The organism is Burkholderia gladioli (genome assembly GCF_000959725.1).
Taxonomy (GTDB): domain Bacteria; phylum Pseudomonadota; class Gammaproteobacteria; order Burkholderiales; family Burkholderiaceae; genus Burkholderia; species Burkholderia gladioli.
On record NZ_CP009322.1, the window covers coordinates 2,159,623 to 2,182,713 of the forward strand.

A 23,091-nucleotide genomic window follows, 5' to 3' on the forward strand; every position below is an offset into this window, starting at 1 on the left:
CGACAGGGGAGAAACGCCGCTCAGGCGTTGAACGCCGCGGCACCCTCGCGAGGATAGAAGCGCGCGTCATGCGAGAGCGCATAACGATTGACGTCGCCCGTCACCCAGGCGACCAGCGCATAAGGCGGCAACTCGCCGAACAGCACGCGATCGCGCGAGCGCGCCGGCGTCTCGAACACGATGGTGCCCTTGGGCACATGCGCGAGCGTCAGCGGATCGGGCGACAGGTTCAGCGCGAGACTGAGCAATTCGCCGTCGCCAAGCCGCCAGACCGCCAGCAGCGCATCGGCCTCGACGCCATCGGCCAGCCTCAGCAACTCGGCCGATTGCGGCCGCGAATCGAGCAGGCGCGGCGCGATCAGCTTGGCGCGCACCGCCAGCGCCGATTGCACGAAACGCTCGCTGGCCGCGTCGGGCGCGGCCTCGGCGAACACCAGCGGGATCTGCGGCGTCAGCAGCGACAGCGCGAGCGCCGCCAGCCCCGCCTCGCGCGTGGCGGCCGTCGGTCGACGAGCGCCGTCGGACAACACCAGCGAGGTGATCGGCAGCGTGATGTCGTTGCCGCCGCGTTCGTCGCCGACGCGCTGGTAGGCCGAGCCGCCGGCCGTCAGCGCGCGGGCCAGCGTGTGGATGGTCTGGCGCGTCGAGATCGCCTCGCGATACGGATGCGCGGCGCGCCCGGTCAGGCGATGCAGCGCGCGCTCGCCGCATTCGTTCCATTGCGCGTCGAAATGCGTGTCGGCCAGGTGCGAGGGATGGCGCTCGCTGCCGAGCACGAAGTGCACGAGACGATCGGACGACAACGCCGCGCGCGCACGATCGGCGATCTCGCGCAGGCCCGCGTTGCTGATCCGGTCCGCCTCGCGCAGGCGCAGCCCGTCGCAGCGATACTCCTCGATCCAGTAGAGCGCGTTGTCGCAGAAGAAATCGCAGACTTCGGGATGCTCCAGCGCGAGCGGTGCCTGCTGGGGATCATCGCGCAGTTGGAAGAACGGCACCGCGTAGCGCCGCAAGGCTTCGTTGCCGGCACCGAAGCGCGCGTAGTCGAGATCGAGCAGCACCGCGAGGCCCAGGCCATGCGCCGCGTCGATCAGCGCCTTGAGCGCGTTGGGGCCGCCGTAGGCGGCCACCGGCGCGAACGGCAGGCTGTCGTGCGTGGCATCGGGCGAGGCCAGCAACTCGATGGCGGTCACGCCGAGCCGCGCGAGCTGCGGCAGGCGCTGGCGCACGGCATCGTAGCCGCCGAGCGCGCCGGGACGGATCGCGTACAACGCGATCTCCTCCCAGGGCCGGCCGCGCCAGAAGGTGTTGCGCCACTCGAAGGCGCGCGGATCGATCACCTCGCTCGCGCCGCCGATGCCCTCGGGCTGCGAGCGCGAGGCGGGATCGGGAATCAGCAGCGTGTCGTCGAGCCGGTAGCGGTAGCGCGCGCCGGGGCCGCATTCGGCGAAGGTCTCGAACCAGCCGTTGCCGGCCGGCGCCATCTCGATGGCGGGTTCCGCCGCGCCGTCGATGCCGAATTCGAGGCGCACCTCGGCGCTGGCGGGCGCCCACAGGCGGAAGTGGGTACGAAGCGTGGCGGCGGAGGCGCTGCAGGGTTGGGCGCCGAACGGCAGGCAATGCGTGTAGCGGTGTGCGTAAGGGTCGTGCGGACAGTCGGACATGTGATGCGCTCCTTTAGGGAGGCATGGCCGGCACTGCAAGCGACGTGCCGGGCAGCAGGAACAAGCAGTATGCGCCGAATAGCGAGCGCGTGCGAGTGTCGGACTCCGCTTTTAAATGCGTCTTGACCCTTGCGCACCGTGCCCAGGCAGCGTCGCGCAAGGCTGGTGCTCGATGCACCTGCCGCGCGCGCCGAGCGCATTGCATGTCGCTCGACGGTGCACGCGATTCGACAGGAACCCGAAACGATCGAGGCCAGCGTTCAGCTCGTGGCGACACCTGCCGCATCGGCCTGCATCAACTGGAACACGTTGCCTTCCGGGTCCGTGCCGTCGCAAAGGCGATAGGGAAAACCGTCGTAACGCTTGATGCCGCGCATCGGCACGCCAGCCTTCAGCAGACTGTCGTGCAAGGCCTCGATGCCGGCTTCGATCCGGAACACGAACTTCGCATTGGAACCCGTTCCCGAACGCGCCGCGCCTTCCCCGGGCGGGCTTCGATACGCCTCGCCGACGCGATGCAGGGCGAGCTCGATACCGCCCGCGTCGAGCACCACCCATTCGCCCTCGATCTCCTCGCGCAGCGGCAGTGAAAAATACGTTTGGTAGAAACACTTCAACTGGCGCACGTCTTGCGTGTATAGAATCAGCCGGGTCATCGGAATCGGCATCGGCAAGGTCTCTCTCGTATGGATGTGGAACGCGGGCCGTCACGGGCTCGCCAGCGCGAGCATAACCCGGCCGGCCCTGTTCCGGTCCGCTCGCCCGTCGCCATCGCGAGCGGCACGCTCCGCGTGCGAGGCGCCCCCATCCAACAGGCCCATGCTGACCGTCCACCACCTGAACAACTCGCGCTCGCAGCGCGTGCTCTGGCTGCTAGAAGAACTCGGCGTTCCCTACGAACTCAAGCGCTACGAGCGCGATCCCAAGACCATGCTCGCGCCGCCCGAGCTGCGCGCCATCCATCCGCTCGGCAAGTCGCCGGTGCTCACCGACGAAGGCTTCACGATGGCCGAGTCGGGCGCGATCATCGAGTATCTGGTCGAGCGCTACGGCGAGGGCCGTTTCGCCCCGCCGCCGGGCACGCCGCAGCGGCTGCGCTATACCTACTGGCTGCACTACGCGGAAGGCTCGGCGATGCCGCCGCTGCTGCTCAAGCTGGTGGCGCTGCGCATCGCGCAGGCGCCGATGCCGTTCTTCGCCAGGCCGATCGCGCGCAAGATCTCGTCGACGCTGCAATCGAGCTTCGTCGATCCGCAGTTGAAGCTCCATCTCGGCTACGTCGACGCGGCGCTGCGCGAGACCGGCTGGTTCGTCGGCGACAGCTTCAGCGCCGCCGACGTGCAGATGAGCTTTCCGCTGGAAGCGGCCGCCTCGCGCGCCGACACGCTCGCGCAACTGCCGGCGATCCGCGCCTTCCTGGAGCGCATCCATGCGCGGCCCGCCTACCAGCGCGCGCTGGAACGCGGCGGCCCCTACGCGATGGTCGGCTGAGGCACGGCGATACCGGGCGCGGAGCGGGCATGCACCGCGCCTAGCCCAGCAGCCCGGCCGCCACGTTGATCGACAGGCCCAGCACCGCCATGTTGAAGTAGAACGAGAGGATCGACTGCGCGAGGCCCGCGCGCCGGATCGAGCGATTGTTCAGCATCACGTCCGAGGTCTGCGAGGCGACCGCGATGGTGAACGAGAAGTAGAGGAAGTCCCAGTAATCGGGCTCGAGCTCGCGATCGGGAAACTGCAGCGCGCGCGCCTCGGGCGGCGACTGGTAATAGAGCCGCGCGTAATGCAGGGTGAAGATGGTCGGGATCAGGAACCAGGCGCCGAACAGCGTCGCGCCCGTCACTGCGTAGTGCTCGATGCCGGCGCGCAGGCCCACGCTCTTGGCGCTGGCCAGCTCCACCGCGATCGCGGCCACACTCGCCACCGTCGCCAGGCAGATGATGGTCAGCACGGTGGTGGCGCTTTCATCCTCGCGCATCGCGATCTCCCGCACCTTGTCGTAATGCGCGCGCGTCATCTGCCACCACATCAGCGCCAGATAGAACCACACCGTCACGTCCCAGCCGATCAGCATGCGCGCGAAACGGCTGTGCACGGCCGGCAGCAGGGCCGCGGCCACCATCCCCACCAGCAGCGCGACCCACATGCGCGGACGATTGCGAAACAGCATCGGCAGACTCGACATCGGTATCTCCGGGGAACGCGGGAATAAGCGGAAATAAGCGGCCGGCCTCAGCCGACCTGGTTCAGCTCGAACACCACGTCGACGGCCGAGCCGTTCCAGTTGTATTCGAGGTAGGCGGCGTGATGGCAGTCGCGCAGCAAGGTGGTGCGGAACGCGGCCAGGCACTCGCCGCCGCGATCGCGCACCGAGGGATAGGCCAGGCCCGCGAAACCGGCGCCGCGCACCATGCGCCCGAAGGCCTGCCCCGCCGAATAGTCGAGCGCGTCGAGCAGGGCCGGGTCGCGCTCGGGCCAGGCGCGGATGTCGGCCACCTCGCCCTGCGCGGCCACGGTATAGAGCCGCATCTGCTGGCGCATCGGCTTCTCGCGCGTGGCGGCCAGGAACAGGCCGGTGTGATGGCGCGTCTCGGCGATCGCGGTGGCGCGCGAGCGCGCGCAGTAGAACACGCCGTAGCTGCCATCGGAGAAACGACTGCCCTGCGGATTCAGGTGCGTGAAGGCCGCCATGATCGGCCCGTAGCCGGGGCCGTAGCGGCGCTCCGCCGGCGGCACCAGCTCGAGCTGGCCGACCTCGGCGCGCACCCGGTCGTTGGTCATCGCCTCGAGCGCGTAGAGCGCGTCGAAATCCTCGGGCGAGGCCACCCGGTCGAACAGGTTGATGGCGGGAAAGCGGGTGGGAATCACCCGGTAGGCGGGCGCCCAGTCGAGCGTGGTGACGGGCCAGCGGGTCGAGCGATCGGCCGCGCTCACGCCCAGCCCCCCCGTACCGCGTCGAGATACTGGCGCACCGCCACCAGGTCGCTGACGTTGCCGGCCAGCATGCGGTCCAGCGCGCGGCCGCCGTTGAAGGGCGCGGCGCTGTTGCTGCGCTTGAGCCAGCCGTCGGCCGCCTCGGGCGGCAGCAGGATCTGCAGCGCCTTGTAGATGCCGAGCATCAGCGACAGGCGCTCCAGCGTGTCGCGCGGCAGGCGCGCCGCCTGCGGCGCGTTCTTCCATTTGAAGAAGGTCGAGCGGCCCGGCGAGCCGAGCAGGACGATCTGCTGCTCGGTCGACAGGTCCCAGTCGCGCGCGATGTTGAAGAACGCACGCAGGCCGGCGGCGGACATCTGCGCCGGGGTCGCTTCGGGCACCGGATGCGAATCCGGTAGCGGGGTCGGTGCGGGTCGAGACATGGCCGTTAGTCTCAAAGTGAATTGACTAACAAGATTAGTCCATTCTCGGATGATTGCAAGGGCCCGATGATCGGAAGTTGCGGTCGCGGCGGCGGGGACAGCCGCCGATTGGTCGCCGGCGTGGCCCGGCAAGCCCTTCCGGCGGTACCGCTGCCGCGCTGGCCTGGCGCGAACGCCGCGCCGATCGGCTCGGCGTTCGCAGCAAAAAGTCAGAGGAATCGCCATCGAAAGATGCGGCGGCGCGCGGTCATCACGCCATCGCGACGTCATCGGCCCGCGCAAAAAAAAGCGGCGACGCATCGCGCCGCCGCCTTGCCTGCCTGCCGGGTCGTGCCCGGCTTCATCCTCGTGCCGTCTTGCTGTCGTTTCGATGGGGTCCGGGCCGCCACCCGCCGCCCTCAGGCCGCGCCGAGCCGCCTGCGCACCGCCGAGACCTGCGGCTCGACCCAATCGGCCTGCCGCGCCTCGTTGGCGGCGACGATCTGCGACATCATCGCCAGATGGCGCCGGTTGTCGTGATCCCAGGGATGGAAACCGGGCCGGAAGAAATCGAGCCATTCGCGCGCGATGCGCGGAAACACGCCGTGGCGCGGCCCGTAGAGGAACTTGATCACGCGCCACATGCCGCGCACGCGGTGGTCGGCCTGCCGATCCGAGCGGATCAGCCGCGTGTGGATCAGGAACACGGTCGGCCAGAAGGTCAGCGTGGTCATCAGGTAGGTGCCCACGCGCAGCAGGTAGCGCTTCGCGCCCGGCTCCATCACGGCGTTCCAGACGTCGAAGGACACCGCCTTGTGCTCGGTTTCCTCCAGCGCGTGCCACAGCCACATCTGCTTGTAGCCCTCCTCGGCGCCGTTCATGCGGGACGGATCGTCGAGCAGCAGCCCGGCCAGCATGGCCGTGTAGTGCTCGGCCGCCACCGTGTGGGCGAGCTGCATCGAATGCGGCATCACGCGCTTCATCCAGCCCAGCACCTTCCAGACGCGCTGGTCGAGCTTGCGCGCCGGCAGCCGGTTGGCCTGCAGCGCCTCGTTGTACTCGACGTGCTCGCGCGTGTGCATCGCCTCCTGGCCGATGAAGCCCAGCACCTGCTGCTTGAGCACCGGATCGTCGATGCGGTCGCGGTAGTTGCGCACCGAATCCATGAAGAAGCGCTCGCCGGCCGGGAACAGCAGCGACAGCGCGTTGAAGAAGTGCGTGACGGCCGGGCCCTGGCCGTGCCAGTCCTTGGCGCGCTCGATCGCGAGCGGGAAGCGCAGGTCCCGGCGCACGGGCATGATGTCGGCCGCGACGGCGGCTGCTGACGGATGAGGCATCGTCGACGCTCCTTGGCGGCACGCGCGGTTCGCGGGTTCGCCGGGCGCCTCGCCCGGCTCGCGGATCGATCGCGCGCCGAATTGATTACATTGGACGATGTAAAGATACGGCGATTCGCCGCGCCCGCGCAAGTCCCCCGCTAGTGCCGCGCTTCCAAACGAGACGCCCGGCGCGGCGGGCCGCCGGGCCGGGCAGGGCCGCCCCGCTTGAAACCGCGCCTGTCTGAGGAATCGATGAAAAAGGGGGCGGTACCGGCTGAAAAAAATCCGGCCGACGGCGAAAAACGACAGGCTCGGGGCCTGCTCGGGATGGGGTCGAAACGTTCGAGGCCGATTTCGGCGGCAAATTCGGACGCTCGGACGCTCCGGTGTCTCAGGCGGCGACCGCCGCCGGCTCTTCGGCCGGCGGCACGAAGATGTAGCCGCGCCCGCGCATGGTCTGGATATGCCGGGGCCGGTCGGGATCGTCCTCGATCAGCGCGCGCAGCCGGAACACCAGCACGTCGAGGCCGCGCTCCGAGCGCGATTCGTCGCCGACCTGCAGCAGTTGCAGCAGGGTCGCGCGCGACAGCACCTGCAGCGGATGGCTGACGAAGGCCTTGAGCAGCGCGAATTCGCTGGGGCGCATGCCGAGATCGCGGCCGTGCTTGCGGGCGCGGCGCGCGGCGAAGTCGATCTCGATCGCGCCCAGCATGCGCGGGCGCGGCACCTGCATCACGCCGAGCGCCGGGCCCACCGGGCGCTGCACGATGGTGCGGATGCGGGTGGACAGCTCCAGCAGGTTGAGCGGTTCGGCGAGGAAATCGTCGGCGCCGAATTCGAGCGCGAGCACCTTGTCGCTGACATCGGGCGCCTCGCCGATCATCACCACCGGCATCTCGTAGCCGGCCGCGCGCAACTGGCGCAGCGAAGCATAGGTATCGGGATAACCGGGCCCGGCGCGCATCACGATCGCGGTGGGCTGCTCGCGCTCGACGCGTTCGACCAGGGTGGCGCTCGAATACCAGACCGACATCTCCATCCGGTGCTTGCTGAAATGGCTGCGCAGCGCGTCGCGCTGGGCTTCGTTCGGTTCGATGACGAGGATGTTGATGCTCATGGGCGATCCGTGGTTGACGTCGGTGCGTGCGCGAAGCGCCACCGGCCCGCGCCGCCGGGGCGCATCGCGGGCGGGGCGATGCACGATGGCCCCCGAGACTAAGCACAGAATGCGCATCAAAAATGGGGGAAATGAGGAGAAAATATGAAATCCGCCCGCGCCGGCACGCGGGCCGCCGCAAAACCGGGACAATCCGCGGCTGACCGCCGCCTCGGCCCTGCATCCGGCCCCGAGTAAGCCCCGCAACCGGCCGGCGCCGGACCTTCCAGCCCCGCCCTGCTCGACACCACCGCTGCGCATGAAAGTCGGCATCACCTCCAAGCTGTTCCTCGCGATCCTCGCGACCTGCGTGGCCGTCGCCGTGGCGATGGGCGCGGCGATGCGCTACAGCTTCGAGAGCGGCTTCGGCCACTACCTGGTGGGCCGCAACGACGAGGAAATCACGCGCGTGACCAAGGCGCTCGAACGCGAGTACGCCGAGCACGGCAGTTGGGCCTTCGTCACCGACCGGCCCGGTGCCTGGATCGGCTTCGTGCGCTCGGTCACGCCGATCTTCCCGCACGAGGCGACGGGCCCCGAGGGCTCGGGCTGGGACCAGCCGCCCGGCGCCTATCGCGGCCCGCGCTGGGGCGAGGGCAAATTCGGGCCGCCGGGCGGCGGCGATGGCGGTGACCGCGGAGACGGCGATGACGGCCGCCGCGACGGCCGCGGCTGGGGCGGGCCGCCCTGGGGCCAGGCGCCCTGGGCCGACGAGCCGGCCGGCTTCGACGGCTCGCGCGGCAACCGTCACGACGGCCCGAGCCCTGCCTCGCGCGAAGCCGCCGACGCAGCGGCTTCGGCCGGCACCGCGGGAGGCGCGGCCTCGACGCCGGCCGCCTCGCCTCCCATCCCGGCAAGCCAGCGCGCCGACACCAGCACCGATCCGGCCTCCTCCACGCCACCGTCCTACCCTGGCCCGGGCCCCCGCGACGGCTGGCGCGAGCACCCGCCCGGCTTCCATCATCCGCCGCCGATCGCGCTCTACGACGCCGGGCGCCACCGCATCGCCGGCTACCCGCCGCCGCCCGGCACGCCGCTGCATGCGCTGAGCTCAGGCGGCAAGCTGGTCGGCTGGCTCTCGGTGGCGCGCCCCGGCGGCCCGTTCTACGCGGCCGACCAGCGCTTCCAGATGCAGCAGTCGCGCGCCACCTGGGTGATCGTGATCGCGGCGGCGGTGCTCTCGGCCCTGGTCTCGATGGTGCTGGCGCGGCTGATCCTGGCGCCGGTGCGGCGCATCGTGCGCGCCACCCACCGGCTCGCCGAAGGCCAGTACGCGGTGCGCGTGCCCGAGCGCGGCAGCGACGAGCTGAGCCAGCTGGCGGGCGACTTCAACCGGCTGGCCGAATCGCTGGCCGCCGCCGAGCGCGCGCGGCGCAACTTCATCGCCGACATCTCGCACGAGCTGCGCACGCCGCTGGCCGTGCTGCGCGGCGAGATCGAGGCGCTCGAGGACGGCGTGCGGCGCCCCGACGCCGGCACCTTCGCCTCGCTGCAGGCCGAGATCGCGCTGCTGAGCAAGCTGATCGACGACCTGCACGAGCTCTCGCTGGCCGATATCGGCGCACTCTCGTTCGAGATGATCGCGGTGGACCTGGCGCGGGTGGCCGAGATCGCCGCCGAGTCCTTCGTCGACCGGCTCGGCGCCAAGCGCATCGCGCTGGAGACGCGGATCCCGGCCGGCCCGGTGCTGGTCTCGGGCGACCCGCACCGGCTCGCGCAACTGCTGCAGAACCTGCTCGAGAATGCGCTGCGCTACACCGATGCCGGCGGCAGCGTGCGGGTGGCGGTCGGCGCCAGCGGCCGGCACGTGCAGCTCGACGTGCTCGACTCCCACCCTGGCGTGCCCGAGCCGATGCTCGGCCAGGTGTTCGAGCGGCTGTTCCGCGTCGACGCCTCGCGCAGCCGCCAGAGCGGCGGTTCGGGCCTGGGCCTGGCGCTCTGCAAGCACATCGTCGAGGCGCATGGCGGCAGCATCGCGGCACGCCGCTCGCCGCTCGGCGGCCTCTGGATCATGATGCTGTTTCCCCTGCTCGAGCCGGACCATGAACCCTGATCGCCCTGGACCCTCCATCCTGATCGTCGAGGACGAACCCAAGCTCTCGGCCCTGCTGGCCGACTACCTGCACGCCGACGGTTACGCCACCGCGATCGTCGCCGACGGCCGCGAGGTGGTGCCCCACGTGCGCGCTCACGCGCCCTCGCTGGTGCTGCTCGACCTGATGCTGCCTGGGCGCGGCGGCCTCGACATATGCCGCGAGCTGCGCGGCTTCTCGACCATCCCGGTGATCATCCTGACCGCACGCGTCGACGAGATCGACCGCCTGCTCGGCCTCGAGCTCGGCGCCGACGACTATGTCTGCAAGCCCTTCAGCCCGCGCGAGGTGGTGGCGCGCGTCAAGGCGATCCTGCGCCGGATCGAGCAGGCCGAGAAGCAGGCCGAAAAGCAGGCCGAGAGAAAGGGGAAAGGCGAGGCGGGCCACGAGGCAAGCGCGGCCGACGGCGGCGCGGCGCCGTTCGAGATCGACCCCGAGCATCACGTGGCGCGGCTCGACGGCCGCAACCTGCACCTGACGCCGGTCGAGCTGCGCCTCCTGGCGCTGCTGGTGGCCAACCCGGGCCGCATCTATTCGCGGGATTTCCTGCTGCGGCGGCTCTACGACGACCATCGCGTGGTCACCGACCGCACCGTCGACAGCCATGTGAAGAACCTGCGCCGCAAGCTGCAGGCGGTACGCCCCGAGCGCGACTTCATCCGCTCGATCTACGGCGTGGGCTACCAGTTCGAGCTCGACGCGGAAGACGCCGACAACCCCGCCGACAAGCATGCTGACAAAAACGTCGGCAGCCCACCGCCGCCGCGCCGCTAGACGTTCGCGACGCGGAAATCGGCCGCCACGCAGCCCGTCAGCACGCGATCGACGTTGGGCAGGTCGTTGCCGTCGAGCTTCTCGACGATCGCCGCCTCGCTCATGCCGTAGCCGTGCCAGCGCGCCGAGAGCCGCTCGACCAGCACCGCGCGCGGCACCTGCAGCATCACGGTGAGATCGAAGAAGGCGCGCAGCGGCGCCCAGGCCGGATCGTCGAGCAGCAGGTAGTTGCCCTCCACCACCACGATGCGCGCGCCGGCCGGGATGATCGCCGCGCCGGCGCGGGCGATCTCGATCGAGCGGTCGAACACCGGCACCGCGATCTCGCGGCCGTCGTCGGCCTTCAGGCGCGCCAGCATGGCGCCCAGCCCGTCGATGTCGAAGGTATGCGGCGCGCCCTTGCGCGGGCGATCGCCGCGCGCCTCCAGCACGCGATCGTCGTAGTGGAAGCCGTCCATCGCCAGCAGCGCGGCGCGACCCGGCGCCGGCGCGTCCAGCGCCTCGCGCAGGCGCTCGGCGAAGGTGCTCTTGCCCGCGCCGGGCGGCCCGGCCACCGCCACGATGCGGCGCGCGGCCGGATCGGCATCGGCCAGCGCCGCCACCAGCGCGGCGAAATCGACGTCGCGCGTCACGCTCATGGCAGGCGGCTCCGCTCGGCCTGCTTGAGCGCTTCCTGGGCCGACTTGAGCTGGGCGCGCGTGTACATCAGCGCGTGCGAGGCGAGGTCGCGCCCGTCTTCCCAGAGGTTGCGCCAGATCGCGAGGATCCCCTCCAGCGGCTGCCCGACCACGCGCGAGGAAAAGCTCTCGAAGGTGATCGGCCCCGTATAGCCCGAGAACACCAGCGCGCGGAACACTTCCGCGAAGTCGATGCTGCCCGAGCCCAGGTAACCGCGATGCGAATCGCCGGTATGGAAATAGCCCAGATGCGCGCCGGTTTCGCGTATCGCCGTCATCACGTCGGATTCCTCGATGTTCATGTGGTAGGTATCCAGATGCACCAACACGTTCGGCCGGCCGATCCGCTCGCAGAGCTCGACGCCCTGCGAGGCCGTGTTCAGCACGTTCGACTCGTAGCGGTTGACCACCTCGAGGCCGAGCATGATGCCGCCCGCCTCGGCCGTCTGCGCCACCTGCGCGAGGATCTCGACCGACATCGCGACGCCGGCCGGGGTGGTCGGCACGAAGTTCTTCTGGAATGCGGAGTAGAGGATACCGCAGACATGCTTCGCGCCGCACTCGTGCGCCACGCGGATCGCGGCCTCGAGCTTGCGCTTGCCGCGCGCGGCCTTCTCCGGGTCGCCGCTGGAGATGTCGGAATCGGCATCGAGCCCCAGCGAGAAGCTGCAGCCGATGCCGGCGCGCTCCAGCTCGCGGCGCGTGAAGGCGGTATCGATCGAGGCCGGATCGAGCGCCGGGATCTCGATGAAGTCGAAACCCACCTCGGCCGTGTTCGCGATCGCGCGCGCGGCTTCCTCGTGGCTCCAGCCGGCCTCCCAGACCAGTGCATGTACGCCCAGCTTGTTCATTCGCTCTCCTTGTGTCGACGGGATGCGGGCGCGGCCACCGGGGATCGGGGCCCGCGCTCGCGGATGAGGGATGGCAGCCCGCCTTGCGCCCAGGCCCAGCGGGCCAGCATCACGGCGAGCAGGAAGGCGCCCCACAGGGCGGTGGCGAGGTGCTGGTTGGCACCCAGCAGGTTCAGGCCCGAGGCGATCACCTGCAGGATCACCAGCGCGATCACCACCGGCACCACCCGGCCGAAGCCGCCGAACGGATCGACCCGGCCGAGGAAGCAGGCCAGCACCGAGATCAGCAGGAAGGCTTCGCCGTGGCCGACGCGCACCGAGTTGAAGCTGCACAGCATCACCACCCCGGCCACCCCGCACATCAGGCCCGAGAGCAGGTAGATGCGGGTGATCGCGCGCGCCGTGGCGATGCCCGAGTAGCGCGTGGCCTCCAGGTTCGAGCCGACCATGCGGGTGGTGAAACCGAGCCGCGAGCGCGTCATCACCACGTGCCAGACCAGCGCGCAGGCGATGAAGATCCACAGCGGCACCGGCACGCCGAGCCACAGCCCGTTGCCGAGGTAGCGCACCGAATGCGGGAAGCCGGAAATGTCGCCGCCGCGCGTGAGGAATTCGCCCAGGCCGCGCAGGAAGATCATCGCCGACAGCGACACCAGGATCGGGCTCGCGCCGGTGTAGGCGATGATCGCGCCGATCATCGCGCCGGCCGCGGCGCCCGTGGCCAGCGCCGCGAGGATGCCGAGCAGCACCACGCCGAGGCTGGCATCGGCGCCGCCGTGCGACTGGATCACCCAGGCCATCGCCAAGCCCGCCATGTTGGCGGTGAAGGTGGCGGCCAGGTTGAAGCCGCCCGAGATCAGCGGCATCAGCATGGCCAGCGCGAACAGGCCCAGCTCGGGCAACTGGAACGCGATCGACTGGAAGGTGCCGGCCGTCAAGAAGCGGTCCGAGGCGAGGCTCATGCCGATCACCACCACCGCCAGGAAGCCCAGCAGGCCGGCCACGTCGGCCGGCACGCGGAACACGGACGAAGTACGGGATTGCGACGTGTTCATGAGCCCACCTTGGCGCGAGAAGCCGAGACGCGCGTGCCGACCAGGCGCGCGGCGCCCTCGCTGGACAGCGTGATCGCGACCAGGATCACCGCGCCGACGATCATCTTGTACGCATACGAGGAAATGCCGAGCAGGTTCAGGCCGTTGGCCGTGACCGACACCAGCAGGATGCCGAGGATCGCGCCGAGCACCGTGCCGCGCCCGCCGCCCAGGCGCGCGCCGCCCAGCACCACGGCCGCCAGCACCTCCAGCTCGCGCCCGTAGAGCGCGTTGGGCACCACCTCCTGCACGTAGTGCGCCTGCATCAGGCCGGCCACGCCGCTCATCATGCCGAGCCAGCCGTAGGCGAGGTAGTGCATGCGGCCGATGCGGATGCCCACGCGCCGCGCCGCCTCCGGGTTGTCGCCGGTGGCATAGAGCTGGCGGCCCGCCGTGGTCCGGCGCAGCAGGAACCAGGTGGCCGCCACGCAGGCCGCCATCACCGCCACCGGCAGCGACAGCGTGGCCACCCCGCTGGACGTGCCCAGTTGCAGCAGCGAGACGCGGTTCATCCACCAGTCGGGCAGGTCGTAGATCGACACGCCGCCGGTGACGAACATCAGTCCGCCGAAGAACAGGTTGAAGGTGGCGATGGTCACCACGATCGAGACGATCCGGAAGCGGTAGATGATGGTCGCGTTGAACGCGCCGAGCAGGAAGCCGAAGCCGAGCGAGGCCGCGAAGCCGAGCGCCCAGTTGCCGCCGCCGAGGTGGCTCACGGCCAGCGCGGTCAGGTACTGCGTGACCGAGGCGCCCACCGCGAAGGAGATGTCGATGCCGCCGGCGATCAGCACCACCAGCAGGCCGACCGCGAAGATGATGTTGACCGCGCTCTGGTTGAGCAGGTCGAACAGGTTGGACAGCGTCAGGAAGGTCGAGGTGGTGAGGCCGAGGCCGATCGCCATCACGGCGAGCACGGCGATCAGCAGCGCCTCGATCGAGCCGATCCCGGTCTTGCGCAGCAGCTCATGCATGGACGTCTCGCTCGATATGGTCGATCGGAACCGCGCCCGGCACGTACTCGGCGACGAGACGGCCATCGCGCATGTGCAGGATCCGATCGGCGTTGAAATAGACCTCGGGGATCTCGTCGGAGATCAGCAGGATCGCCATGCCCGCCTGCGCCAGCTCGCGGATGATGGCGAAGATGCCGGCGCGCGCGCCGACGTCCACGCCCACCGTCGGCGAGTCGAGGATCAGCACCTTCGGGCTGGTGGCCAGCCACTTGGCCAGCACCACGCGCTGCTGGTTGCCGCCCGACAGCGTCGAGACCGGATCGTCGGGATGGCCGATCTTCACCGCCAGGCGGCGGATCCAGTCGTGCACCAGGGCATCGCGCCGGCCCGGCGAGATCAGCCGCGCGCCGTCGAGCAGTTCGTCGAGCACGGCGATGCAGGTGTTGTCGCCGATCGACTGCGGCTGCACCAGGCCGAGCTGCAGCCGATCCTCCGAGACGTAGGCGATGCCGGCGCCGATCGCGTCGCGGTTCGAGCGCAGCGCGAGCGCGCGCCCTTCCAGCTCGATCGCGCCCGACTCGGGCCGCGTCATGCCGAACAGCGAAAGCGCCAGCTCGGTGCGCCCGGCGCCGAGCCGCCCGGTCAGGCCGAGGATCTCGCCGCGGCGGATCTCGAGGGAGATCTCACGGTACTCGCGCCCGCGCGTGAGCCGCTCGACGCGCAGCACCACCGGCGCGGCCGACAGGTCGGCGTCGCGCACCGCGTAGTCGAGACTGCGGCCCGTCATCAGCTCGCCGAGCCGCGTCTGCGTCATGCCGGCGGTCGGGAAGGTGCCGACCTGGCGGCCGTCGCGCATCACCGTCACGCGCGTGCACACCGCCAGCACCTCGGCCAGCCGGTGGCTGACGAACACCACCGCGATGCCGTCGGCCGACAGGCGCCGCACGATCGCCAGCAGCGCCTCAGTCTCGGCGTGGCTCAGCGAGGCAGTCGGCTCGTCCATGAACACCAGCCGCGCCTCGGCCACCAGGGCCCGCGCGATCGCCACGATCTGCCGCTGCGCGATCGACAGCTTGCGCACCGGGCGCTCCAGGTCGAGCTCGACGCCGAGCCGCGCCAGGATGCGGCGCGCCGAGGCCTGCATGCGGCCGTAGTCGACCCAGCGCAGCCGCTCGCCGAGGTTCTGCTCGAAGGCGATGTTCTCGGCCACCGTCATCTCGGGAAACAGCGCGAGGTCCTGCCAGATCACCTGGATGCCGAGCCGACGCGCGCCGGCCGGATCGAGCGCCTCGACCGGCTCGCCGTCGAAGCGCATCCGCGAGCCCGGCTCGGGCTGGTAGACGCCGCTGACGATCTTGATCAGGGTGCTCTTGCCGCAGCCGTTCTCGCCGGCCAGGCACAGCACCTCGCCCGGCAGCACCTCGAAGCTCACCTGCTGCAGCGCCTTCACGCCGCCGAAGGTCTTCGAGACGTTCTCCAGTTGCAGCAGCGGCGGGGCCAGCGCGGCGGCGGGCACCGTGCCGGTGGCGGCCGCGGCCTGCCCGGGGGAAGCTGGATTCATGGCACGAATCTCCAGTACAGGATGCGCGCGCGAGGCGGGGCCGCCCCGCGCGCCGTCACACTTCAGAGGCCGAGCTTGGCGAGATCGTCGACGGTCTTGTCGTTGAGATCGACCAGCTGGTCGACGATCAGGTTGTGGCCGCTCGGGTGCACCACGCCGAGGCCCGGGATCGTCATGCCGTCCTTGATCGGCTGGCCCTTGGCGACCATCGTGCCGAGCGTGACGAACACCTCGCCGGCCTGCTCCGGATTCCACATGTAGCCGCCGGTGAGCACGCCGTCATGCACCAGGCGCCGGCCCTGCCCCGGCGAGAACGGCCCCAGCACGATCACCTTGCCCTTCTGCTCGCGCTCGGCCACCGCGCGCGCCGCGCCGATCGGGCCCTGGCTGCCGAAGGCCAGGATCGCGCGCAGGTTCGGGTGGGCGCGCATCAGGTCCAGCGCGGTCTGGCGCGAGGCGTCGACGTTCTCGGCCACGCCGTAGCGGTCGCCCACCAGGGTCATGCCCGGCGCGTTGGCCTTCAGCCAGGCGATCGCCGCGTCGGCCCAGGCGTTGTGCAGCGGCACCGTCAGCGAGCCGACGAACACCGCGTACTCGCCCTTGCCGCCCACCAGGGCGGCGAGCCGCTTGGCATAGGCCTCGCCGAAACCCTTGGCCGAGGCCAGCTCGAAATCCCAGTCGGCGTTCTTCTGCTGCGGCGACTCGTGCGTGATCACCTTGATGCCGGCCGCGCGCGCGCGCTGCAGCACCGGCTCGAGCACCTGCGCGTCGTTCGGCACCACGCCGATCACGTCGACGTGCTGGGCGATCAGGTCCTCGATGGCGCGCACCTGCAGGGCCGGGTCGGCGCTGGTCGGGCCCACCATGAAGGCCTTCACGCCGAGCTGGTCGGCGCGCTTCTTGATGCCGGCCTCCATCGCGTTGAACCAGGGAATCCCGCCCACCTTCACCACCACGCCGATCACCGGCTTGTCCGGCGAGGCGAGCGCCAAGCCCGTCGCCAGCGCGAATGCCGTCATGCCCACGCAGAACCTGCGCATCAGCTTGCCCACCATGTCTCCTCCCGTTCCAGTGAGGGCCGCTGCCGTGCCGAGGGGCCGGCAAGCGGCGTTCTTACAGTTCGCTTTTTGCTGCTAAATCCATTCAGCATAAAAAGTTCGTGTATGCTGAATCCATTCAGCGCCAACGGGAAGCATGGGAAAACCCTGATAATGGCAAGCGGAGCGGCCCGCCCTCGCCCCGCCAGGATTCCGAGGCAGGCGCGCACGGGACGACCAATGAACTCCACATCCAGCGGCAAGAAATCGACCATCTACGACATCGCGCGGGCCACCGGCTCGTCGACCTCGACGGTCAGCATGGTGCTGAACGGCAACTGGGCGCGCTACCGCATCAAGGAGGACACCGCGCGCCGCATCCTCGAGTGCGCGCGCGCGCTCGGCTACCACGTCAACCAGAGCGCGCGGGGGCTGCGGCTGTCGCGCTCGGGGCTGGCCGGGATGATCATTCCGCACTACCGCAACCGCTTCTTCGCGGGGCTGGCCGAGACCTTCGAGGAGCGCGCCAAGGGCCGCGCGCTGTGCCCGATCGTGGTGGGCACCAAGCGCGATCCGGAGGTGGAGCTGAACGTGACCCGAACCCTGCTGTCGCAGCGCGTCGAGCTGCTGTTCATCGCCGGGGTACGCGATCCGGGGCCGCTCAACGCGCTGTGCGCCGATGCCGGCGTGCCCTCGGTCAATCTCGACCTGCCCGGCGAGGGCGCGCCCTCGGTGGTGTCGGACAACCGCCAGGGCGCCAGCACCCTGGCCGGCATGCTGCTCGACAAGATGCTCGCGCGCGGCGCGGTGCCCGAGGAACTGATCCTGCTGGGCGGGATCGCCCACGAATACGCCACCGAGATGCGGATCGCCGGCTTTCGCGACGCCTTCGCGGCGCGCGGCCTGCCGGCCCCGGCCGAGGACGCGATCGAGTGCTGCGGCTATGGCCCGGCCGCCACGCGCGAGGCGCTGGCGCGGCGCGTGGCGCGGCTCGGCCGCTTGCCGGCCGGCATGCTGATGAACTCGATCACCGCCTTCGAAGGGCTGGTGCAATACGCGGCCGACCTGCCGCTGGCCGAATGGCAGCGCGCCGTGGTCGGCTGTTTCGACTGGGATCCGTTCGCGGTGCACCTGCCCTTCGACGTGACGATGCTGCGCCAGGACGTGCAGACCATGATGTCGGAGGCCTTCGCGCTGGTGGACCGCGCCGCGGCCGAGGGCATCGCCGGCGGGCCGCATCCGCGCATCGTGGTGCCGACCCGCTTCGGCGAGCGCTTCGACACCAACGATGCCGAACCGCGCGTCGATCCGGACCTGTCCTGAGGGGCGCCGCCGGGGCGCGCCGACCGCTGCCCGGCCGGCTCCCCTACAATAGCGGTTTGTCCGTTCAATTCAGGAGTTGCAGATGACTGTCGTTACCACCGAAACCGGCCTCAAGTACGAAGACCTGACCGAAGGCTCGGGCGCCGAAGCCGTTGCCGGCAAGTCCGTCACGGTCCACTACACGGGCTGGCTGACCGATGGCCAGAAGTTCGACTCGAGCAAGGATCGCAACGACCCGTTCGTGTTCGTACTCGGCGGCGGCATGGTCATCAAGGGCTGGGACCAGGGCGTGCAGGGCATGAAGGTCGGCGGCACGCGCCGCCTGACGATCCCGGCCGAACTCGGCTACGGCGCGCGCGGCGCGGGCGGCGTGATCCCGCCGAACGCCACCCTGGTGTTCGAGGTCGAGCTGCTGGCCGTCTGAGGCCGCGGGCGGGGCGCGAGGCCGGCTTTGTCCAGCCGGCTTCCTGCCAGGTCCATGCGCCGGCTCCCGAGCCGCTCACGCGCCGACGCCCGCCCTTTCCGTTTTCCTTTCTGCTGATGACTACCCGCCCCGCCGCCCCGTCGATCTCGCTGCGCGCCTACGAGCGCGCCGAGGCCTCGGACGTGCATGACTTCCACCAGGTCGTGCTGGGCGTGGACGGGCAGATGCTGATGTCGATCGACGGCGTGGCCGAGCGCATCGACGGCCGCCACGCCTGGCTGATCCCGGCCGGCGCGCGGCACGACTACGCCGGGCTCGGCCCCAATCACCAGCTCGTGCTGGACCTGCCGATCGCCTCGCTGGCGGTGCCCGAGCGCCTGTTCGAGCGCGGCCGACCGTTCGCGGTGGCGCCCGCGCTGGGCAGTCTGGTCGACGAGCTGGCACGGCTGACTACGCACGGCGACTCGCGCGCGCTGCACTGGCAGGCCGCCGCGCGGCTCTGCGAGGCCCTGCTCGATGGCGCGCCTTCGCCCGCCGGCGACACAGCCCGCCTCGATTTCGCGCGCATCGACCGCTGGCTGCGCACGCGGCTGGCCGAGCCGCTGCGGGTGGCCGACCTGGCCGCGCATTGCGGTTTCGGGATGCGGCGCTTCCATCAATTGTTCGTCGACGCCTTCGGCGAAACACCCCATCAATACCTGCTCAAGCTGCGGCTCGACACTGCCGTGCTGCTGCTCGCCAATCCCTCGCGCGCGCTGGCCGAGATCGCCGCCGACGTCGGGTTCGCGGACCAGAGCGCCTTGACGCATGCCTTCACGCGGCGCTTCGGCGTCGCGCCCGGGCAGTGGCGGGCCGGCCGCCACTGAACGCGAACGGCGCGGGCCCTCGATGGCACCCGCGCCGTTCTTCGTCACCGCCTGGTCCTTCCCTCCCGCCGGCTTCAGGCCGCGCGGATCGCTTCCTCGTAGACCTGCGCCACGCGCCTGGCGATCACCGCATTGTCGAAGTTCTCGCGCGCGTAACGGCGGCAGGCATCGGCATCGGGCAGCTTGAGCGTGCCCGACAGCGCGCCGTCCAGCCCTTGCGCGATCGCCGCCGTGCCGGTGCCGCCCAGCACCAGTTCCTCGGAGAGCCCCGAGACGGCCTCGGGCAGGCCGCCCACCGGCGTGACCAGCACCGGCGTGCCGGAGGCCAGCGATTCCACCGTGATCAGCCCGAAGCCCTCCAGCGCCACGGTCGGCACCACGCTGACGGTGGCGGCGCGATACAGCGCGGCCAGGTGCTCGTCCGGCACGAAGCCGAGCAGCTTCACATGCTCGCCGAGCCCCGCCGCGTCGATGCGCTGCTGCAGTTCCTCGGCCAGCCGCCCCTTGCCGGCGATCAGCAGCAGGATGTCGGGATGGCGACGGCGCACCTGGTCCACCGCGTCGATCAGGTCCTCCAGCCCCATGCGCCGCACCAGGCGCCGCACCGCCAGCACGATCGGCCGGCCCTGCGGCAGTTGCAGCTTGCGGCGCGCCTCGGCCTGCGTGATCGGCAGGTCGAACTGGGCGGTGTCCACGCAGCCCGGCACGATCCGCACCTTGTCGCGCGCGATGCCGTAGCGCGAGGTCAGGATCTCGGCGAACGCGCTGGACAGCACGATCAGCCGCGAGGAACGCGCGTAGACGGTCTGCTCCAGGTAGCGCTTGGCGCGCTGGCCCAGCGAATCGGCGCCCTCCACCTGGCTCTCGTCGGCCCAGGGGCCCTGGAAGTGCGAGACCTGAGGGATGCCGCGCGTGACGTCGAGCCCCGGGAAGGTATAGAGCGCGAAATGCGAGGACACCACGTCGGGCCGCTCGTGGCGGATCACCTCGCGCAGCGCGCGGCGCGCGGCCATCATGCGGCGCGGCAGCGATTGCGCGGCGGAGCCGAAACCGCGGATCGCGCCGTCGGTGTCGGCGGCCACGCGCCCCGAGCCGGCCACCACGCCGCGCACGGCGACGCCCGCGCCGGGCAGCGCGCCGACCAGCGAGTAGTACATGCGGTCCAGGCCGCCGGCGCGCTCGGGGAACCAGTGCATGCCGATCTGCAACGACTTGATGCTCGAAGATTGAGGAAGGGTGCTCATCGGAGGGGCTCCTGGGTGGGCAACGGGCCGGGGCCCTGGGTCGGCACGTGGGCCGGCGGCGGATTCACGGCCTGCGTGCCCGACGAAATCGGTTGAGGTTGGGAAATCAGCCTCCGGTAGAGCGCCAGGTACTGGGCGCCCATCTGGTTCCAGCCGAAATCGTTCATCAGGGCGCGCGCGGCGCGCCCCATCTCGCGGCAGCGTTCGCGCGAATGCGCGAGCGAGCCGATCGCGCCGGCCAGCGCGTTGGCGTCGTCCGGATCGTCGAGCACGATCCCGCAATCGGCCGTGATGATCTCGGCGCCGCCCGCGGTGCGCGCGGTCACCACCGGCAGGCCGGCGGCCATCGCCTCGAGCAGCGACAGGCTCATCGCCTCGTAGCGCGAGGGGAACACATAGGCGTCCACCGAGGACATCAGCTGCGGCATGGTCTTGACCAGGCCGAGGAAGTGCACGCGCGAGGCGATGCCCAGCGCGCGCGCCTCCTCGGGATAGGGGCTGCCGGGCAGGTAGCCGGCCACCGCCAGGTGCACGTGCTCGGGCAGCTCGGTGAGCGCCTTGAGCACGGTGCCGAGGTTCTTGCGCGGCGTGCGCAGGTCGCCCACGAACAGCAGCAGGAAGGCGTCCTGCGGCAGCCCGTAGGCGCCGCGATCGGGCTGCGCGCCGCCGAAGGCCTGCGCGTCCACGCCGTTGTAGATCACGCCGATGCGGTTGCCGTCGATGCCCAGCCGGCGGATCTCGTCGGCCACCTTGCCCGATACCGCGATCACCGCGCGCGAGCGCCGGTAGGCCCAGCGCTCCAGCACCGCGTTGACGCGCGTGTACACGTATTGATAGGCCGACCACAGGCCCCGGCCCGGCGAGAACGGGTAGTAGCGGCTGGCGAACCAGCCGCCGTGCACGAAATGCGCGGTATTGACATCGGCACGCACCCACGAGATGAAGCCGTTCACATGCAGCACGTCGAACTCGTCGCGATGACGGTTGATCCACAGCGCGCTCTTCAGGGCGAACACCTGCTGGCGCAGCAGGTTGCTCGGCCAGAAGCGGCCCGGCTGCACCGGGATCCAGCGCACCCGCGGGTGCTCCAGCAGCTCCGGCGCGACATGCGACGCGACGAGCGTCACTTCGCACTGCTCGGCAAGTGCCGCGCGTGCGATCTCGTAGTTGACGCGGCCTTGCCCGTCGTTGTGACGGACCACGTGCGTGACGATGGCGATTCTCACAGTCCTGCTCCCCGATTGCGTTTGGCGGCGGCACGCTGGATTTTTTGCCAATGCGATGCCGCCAGGATCGAAAACAAACTCATGAACAGCAACAAACCTCCCGTTCCGATCAGCGAATTGGTGAACACCAGCATCGCGAAGATCGAGATCGCGAGGCTCACGCAGGCGGCGACGTATTTGTCGTCGCGCATCCCGAACGACACGCGCAGCGCGCGCGCCAGCAGCCAGAGCGTGCCCGACAGGTAGAGCAGCGTGCCGGGCCAGCCGAGCACGAAGGGCACGTTCATCACGCCGCTGTCGAAGCTGCCGTACTTGCCGAGCTCGCCGCTGTCGCTGGACAGCTTGGTGGAGGCGCCGGTGGCGCCCAGCCCCTCGCCCGCCACGTCGGTGAAGGCGGTCTGCGCGAAGCTGGCGTAGAACTTGTTGCGATCGTCGTAGCTGCGATCGTCCTTGAGGTTGGTGATCGACTCCAGGCGCTGGCCGAGCCGGTCGGCCACCGGGCCCACCGTGAGCAGCGGCACCGACAGCCCGGCCAGCACCATCGCGCCCACCACCATGCGCAGGCGCACGCGGTTCGAGGATTTCGCCAGTTGCACCGCCAGCGCGATCACCCAGCCGCCCCAGGTCGAGCGCACCAGGCACAGCATGAAGGCGATGAAGCCGGCGCCGCCGGCCAGCCAGCGCACCCGCTGGGTGGCCGCCAGCATGAACACCAGCGAGCCCATCATCGCGAAGGCGAACGGCCCCGAGGAGTTCATGGTGCTGAACACGCGCACGCCATAGGGCACCGGCTCGCCCTGCGAGGCCATCTGCGAGCCCACCATCCACAGCACGTCCCAGGCCGGCATGATGAAGAACTGCACCATGCCGTAGGCGCCCATCACCAGCATCCCCCACACGAAGGTCGAGACGATCACGTCGCGGTATTCGGGGTAGTCGCGCGCGTTCACCGCGATGTGGAAGCCGATCAGCACCGGGTAGATCCAGTTGGCCAGGTCGTAGGTGGCGGCCAACAGGCCTGCCGAGACCAGCCCGACGAAATAGGCATAGGCCAGGCCCGCCAGGATCATCAGCATCGGCAGGCCGCGCCGCTGCGCCAGCACGCGGTAGTGGCGCAGCAGGCCGAGCCCGCAGATCATGGTGACCGCCAGCGGCGCGATCTGGATCAGGCTGGTGGGCGTGTAGGCGCCGCGCGACCAGTCGGCCAGGCGCCGCACCTCGGGCGCCAGGAACCACAGCCACCAGACGAAGCCCACGTAGCGCGCGGGGCTGCGGAAGTAGAGCCAGAAACCGGTGGCGATCGACAGCGCGGGGAACGCCAGGGTCAGGATCGAGCCCTGGTGCGCGAGGATCAGCAGCCCGGTGAGCGTCCACAGGCCGGCCTGCGCGGCCCAGTGCTTGGGCTCGGCCAGCAGGCGCCGCTTGGGCTGCTTGCCGCGGCGCGCGCGGACGAGCGGTTCGACGGGATAGGCGGGCGTACTCATGCGGCTC

Annotated in this window: 22 protein-coding genes; 6 read left to right on the top strand and 16 right to left on the bottom strand. The window is 70.2% G+C overall.

What is annotated here, in order from left to right:
• Positions 1-20: 20 nt before the first annotated feature.
• Together BM43_RS09670 and BM43_RS09675 are read right to left on the bottom strand one after the other, a co-directional pair.
• Entirely contained in the window at positions 21-1,664 is a 1,644-nt protein-coding gene (locus BM43_RS09670) for a DUF3459 domain-containing protein (RefSeq protein ID WP_013690919.1), read from the bottom strand.
• A 260-nt stretch (positions 1,665-1,924) separates the two neighbouring features.
• The gene (locus BM43_RS09675) at positions 1,925-2,332 is read right to left on the bottom strand and encodes a VOC family protein (protein ID WP_036055719.1); all 408 of its coding nucleotides are present in this window, start codon (positions 2,330-2,332) and stop codon (positions 1,925-1,927) included.
• 151 nt (positions 2,333-2,483) lie between these two features.
• Here BM43_RS09675 and BM43_RS09680 point away from each other — a divergent pair, with 151 nt between their 5' ends.
• On the top strand, positions 2,484-3,155 hold the full coding sequence (locus BM43_RS09680) for a glutathione S-transferase family protein (RefSeq protein WP_036055718.1): 672 nt from the start codon (positions 2,484-2,486) through the stop codon (positions 3,153-3,155).
• Positions 3,156-3,195: 40 nt separating this feature from the next.
• Here the strand turns inward: BM43_RS09680 and BM43_RS09685 are convergent, their stop codons facing one another.
• The 5 genes from BM43_RS09685 to BM43_RS09705 form a co-directional block, all read right to left on the bottom strand.
• Positions 3,196-3,849 (bottom strand): DUF1345 domain-containing protein, encoded by a 654-nt coding sequence (locus BM43_RS09685; RefSeq protein ID WP_036036930.1) that lies wholly within the window; start codon positions 3,847-3,849, stop codon positions 3,196-3,198.
• A gap of 47 nt (positions 3,850-3,896) precedes the next feature.
• Positions 3,897-4,598 (bottom strand): RES family NAD+ phosphorylase, encoded by a 702-nt coding sequence (locus BM43_RS09690; protein ID WP_036055717.1) that lies wholly within the window; start codon positions 4,596-4,598, stop codon positions 3,897-3,899.
• Complete coding sequence (locus BM43_RS09695; protein ID WP_013690924.1) at positions 4,595-5,020, bottom strand: MbcA/ParS/Xre antitoxin family protein; 426 nt, start codon at positions 5,018-5,020, stop codon at positions 4,595-4,597. Before BM43_RS09695 ends, BM43_RS09690 begins: the two co-directional genes overlap by 4 nt.
• 398 nt (positions 5,021-5,418) lie before the next feature.
• Positions 5,419-6,336 carry a metal-dependent hydrolase gene (locus tag BM43_RS09700; protein WP_025101175.1) on the bottom strand — a complete coding sequence of 306 codons (918 nt, stop codon included), beginning with the start codon at positions 6,334-6,336 and terminating at the stop codon, positions 5,419-5,421.
• Between the two features lie 373 nt (positions 6,337-6,709).
• Positions 6,710-7,435 carry a response regulator transcription factor gene (locus BM43_RS09705; RefSeq protein WP_013690926.1) on the bottom strand — a complete coding sequence of 242 codons (726 nt, stop codon included), beginning with the start codon at positions 7,433-7,435 and terminating at the stop codon, positions 6,710-6,712.
• Between the two features lie 298 nt (positions 7,436-7,733).
• On the opposite strand from BM43_RS09705, the gene BM43_RS09710 reads away from it, so the two are divergent.
• Positions 7,734-9,527, top strand: coding sequence for an ATP-binding protein (locus tag BM43_RS09710; RefSeq protein ID WP_052710566.1), 1,794 nt, complete (start codon positions 7,734-7,736; stop codon positions 9,525-9,527).
• The gene (locus BM43_RS09715; RefSeq protein ID WP_036055715.1) at positions 9,517-10,341 is read left to right on the top strand and encodes a response regulator; all 825 of its coding nucleotides are present in this window, start codon (positions 9,517-9,519) and stop codon (positions 10,339-10,341) included. The genes BM43_RS09710 and BM43_RS09715 overlap by 11 nt, the downstream gene beginning before the upstream one ends.
• On the opposite strand, the gene BM43_RS09720 is transcribed toward BM43_RS09715, so the two are convergent.
• The 6 genes from BM43_RS09720 to BM43_RS09745 all read right to left on the bottom strand — a co-directional run bounded on the left by BM43_RS09720 (position 10,338) and on the right by BM43_RS09745 (position 16,535).
• Complete coding sequence (locus BM43_RS09720; protein WP_036055714.1) at positions 10,338-10,979, bottom strand: nucleoside/nucleotide kinase family protein; 642 nt, start codon at positions 10,977-10,979, stop codon at positions 10,338-10,340. The two genes, BM43_RS09715 and BM43_RS09720, sit on opposite strands and share 4 nt — an antisense overlap.
• Positions 10,976-11,869: a sugar phosphate isomerase/epimerase family protein gene (locus BM43_RS09725; RefSeq protein WP_013690930.1), complete on the bottom strand. Its 894-nt coding sequence runs from the start codon at positions 11,867-11,869 to the stop codon at positions 10,976-10,978. The genes BM43_RS09720 and BM43_RS09725 overlap by 4 nt, the downstream gene beginning before the upstream one ends.
• The gene (locus tag BM43_RS09730) at positions 11,866-12,924 is read right to left on the bottom strand and encodes an ABC transporter permease (RefSeq protein ID WP_088555597.1); all 1,059 of its coding nucleotides are present in this window, start codon (positions 12,922-12,924) and stop codon (positions 11,866-11,868) included. Before BM43_RS09730 ends, BM43_RS09725 begins: the two co-directional genes overlap by 4 nt.
• Positions 12,921-13,937, bottom strand: coding sequence for an ABC transporter permease (locus BM43_RS09735; protein WP_080742281.1), 1,017 nt, complete (start codon positions 13,935-13,937; stop codon positions 12,921-12,923). The genes BM43_RS09730 and BM43_RS09735 overlap by 4 nt, the downstream gene beginning before the upstream one ends.
• Positions 13,930-15,480 carry a sugar ABC transporter ATP-binding protein gene (locus BM43_RS09740; protein ID WP_036055713.1) on the bottom strand — a complete coding sequence of 517 codons (1,551 nt, stop codon included), beginning with the start codon at positions 15,478-15,480 and terminating at the stop codon, positions 13,930-13,932. The genes BM43_RS09735 and BM43_RS09740 overlap by 8 nt, the downstream gene beginning before the upstream one ends.
• A 62-nt stretch (positions 15,481-15,542) precedes the next feature.
• Positions 15,543-16,535, bottom strand: coding sequence for a substrate-binding domain-containing protein (locus BM43_RS09745; RefSeq protein ID WP_080742282.1), 993 nt, complete (start codon positions 16,533-16,535; stop codon positions 15,543-15,545).
• 222 nt (positions 16,536-16,757) lie between these two features.
• Here BM43_RS09745 and BM43_RS09750 point away from each other — a divergent pair, with 222 nt between their 5' ends.
• The 3 genes from BM43_RS09750 (at position 16,758) to BM43_RS09760 (ending at position 19,130) form a co-directional block, all read left to right on the top strand.
• The gene (locus tag BM43_RS09750; RefSeq protein ID WP_036055712.1) at positions 16,758-17,840 is read left to right on the top strand and encodes a LacI family DNA-binding transcriptional regulator; all 1,083 of its coding nucleotides are present in this window, start codon (positions 16,758-16,760) and stop codon (positions 17,838-17,840) included.
• Positions 17,841-17,922: 82 nt separating this feature from the next.
• Complete coding sequence (locus tag BM43_RS09755; RefSeq protein ID WP_013690936.1) at positions 17,923-18,264, top strand: FKBP-type peptidyl-prolyl cis-trans isomerase; 342 nt, start codon at positions 17,923-17,925, stop codon at positions 18,262-18,264.
• Between the two features lie 116 nt (positions 18,265-18,380).
• Positions 18,381-19,130, top strand: a complete 750-nt coding sequence (locus BM43_RS09760; protein WP_036055711.1) for an AraC family transcriptional regulator — start codon at positions 18,381-18,383, stop codon at positions 19,128-19,130.
• Positions 19,131-19,204: 74 nt separating this feature from the next.
• Here the strand turns inward: BM43_RS09760 and BM43_RS09765 are convergent, their stop codons facing one another.
• The 3 genes from BM43_RS09765 to BM43_RS09775 are packed head-to-tail and all read right to left on the bottom strand — an operon-like array spanning position 19,205 to position 23,084.
• Positions 19,205-20,374 carry a glycosyltransferase family 4 protein gene (locus BM43_RS09765; RefSeq protein WP_013690938.1) on the bottom strand — a complete coding sequence of 390 codons (1,170 nt, stop codon included), beginning with the start codon at positions 20,372-20,374 and terminating at the stop codon, positions 19,205-19,207.
• Positions 20,371-21,600 (bottom strand): glycosyltransferase family 4 protein, encoded by a 1,230-nt coding sequence (locus BM43_RS09770; protein WP_017919993.1) that lies wholly within the window; start codon positions 21,598-21,600, stop codon positions 20,371-20,373. The genes BM43_RS09765 and BM43_RS09770 overlap by 4 nt, the downstream gene beginning before the upstream one ends.
• Positions 21,597-23,084: a glucose-6-phosphate isomerase gene (locus tag BM43_RS09775; protein ID WP_013690940.1), complete on the bottom strand. Its 1,488-nt coding sequence runs from the start codon at positions 23,082-23,084 to the stop codon at positions 21,597-21,599. Before BM43_RS09775 ends, BM43_RS09770 begins: the two co-directional genes overlap by 4 nt.
• Between the last annotated feature and the right edge of the window lie 7 nt (positions 23,085-23,091).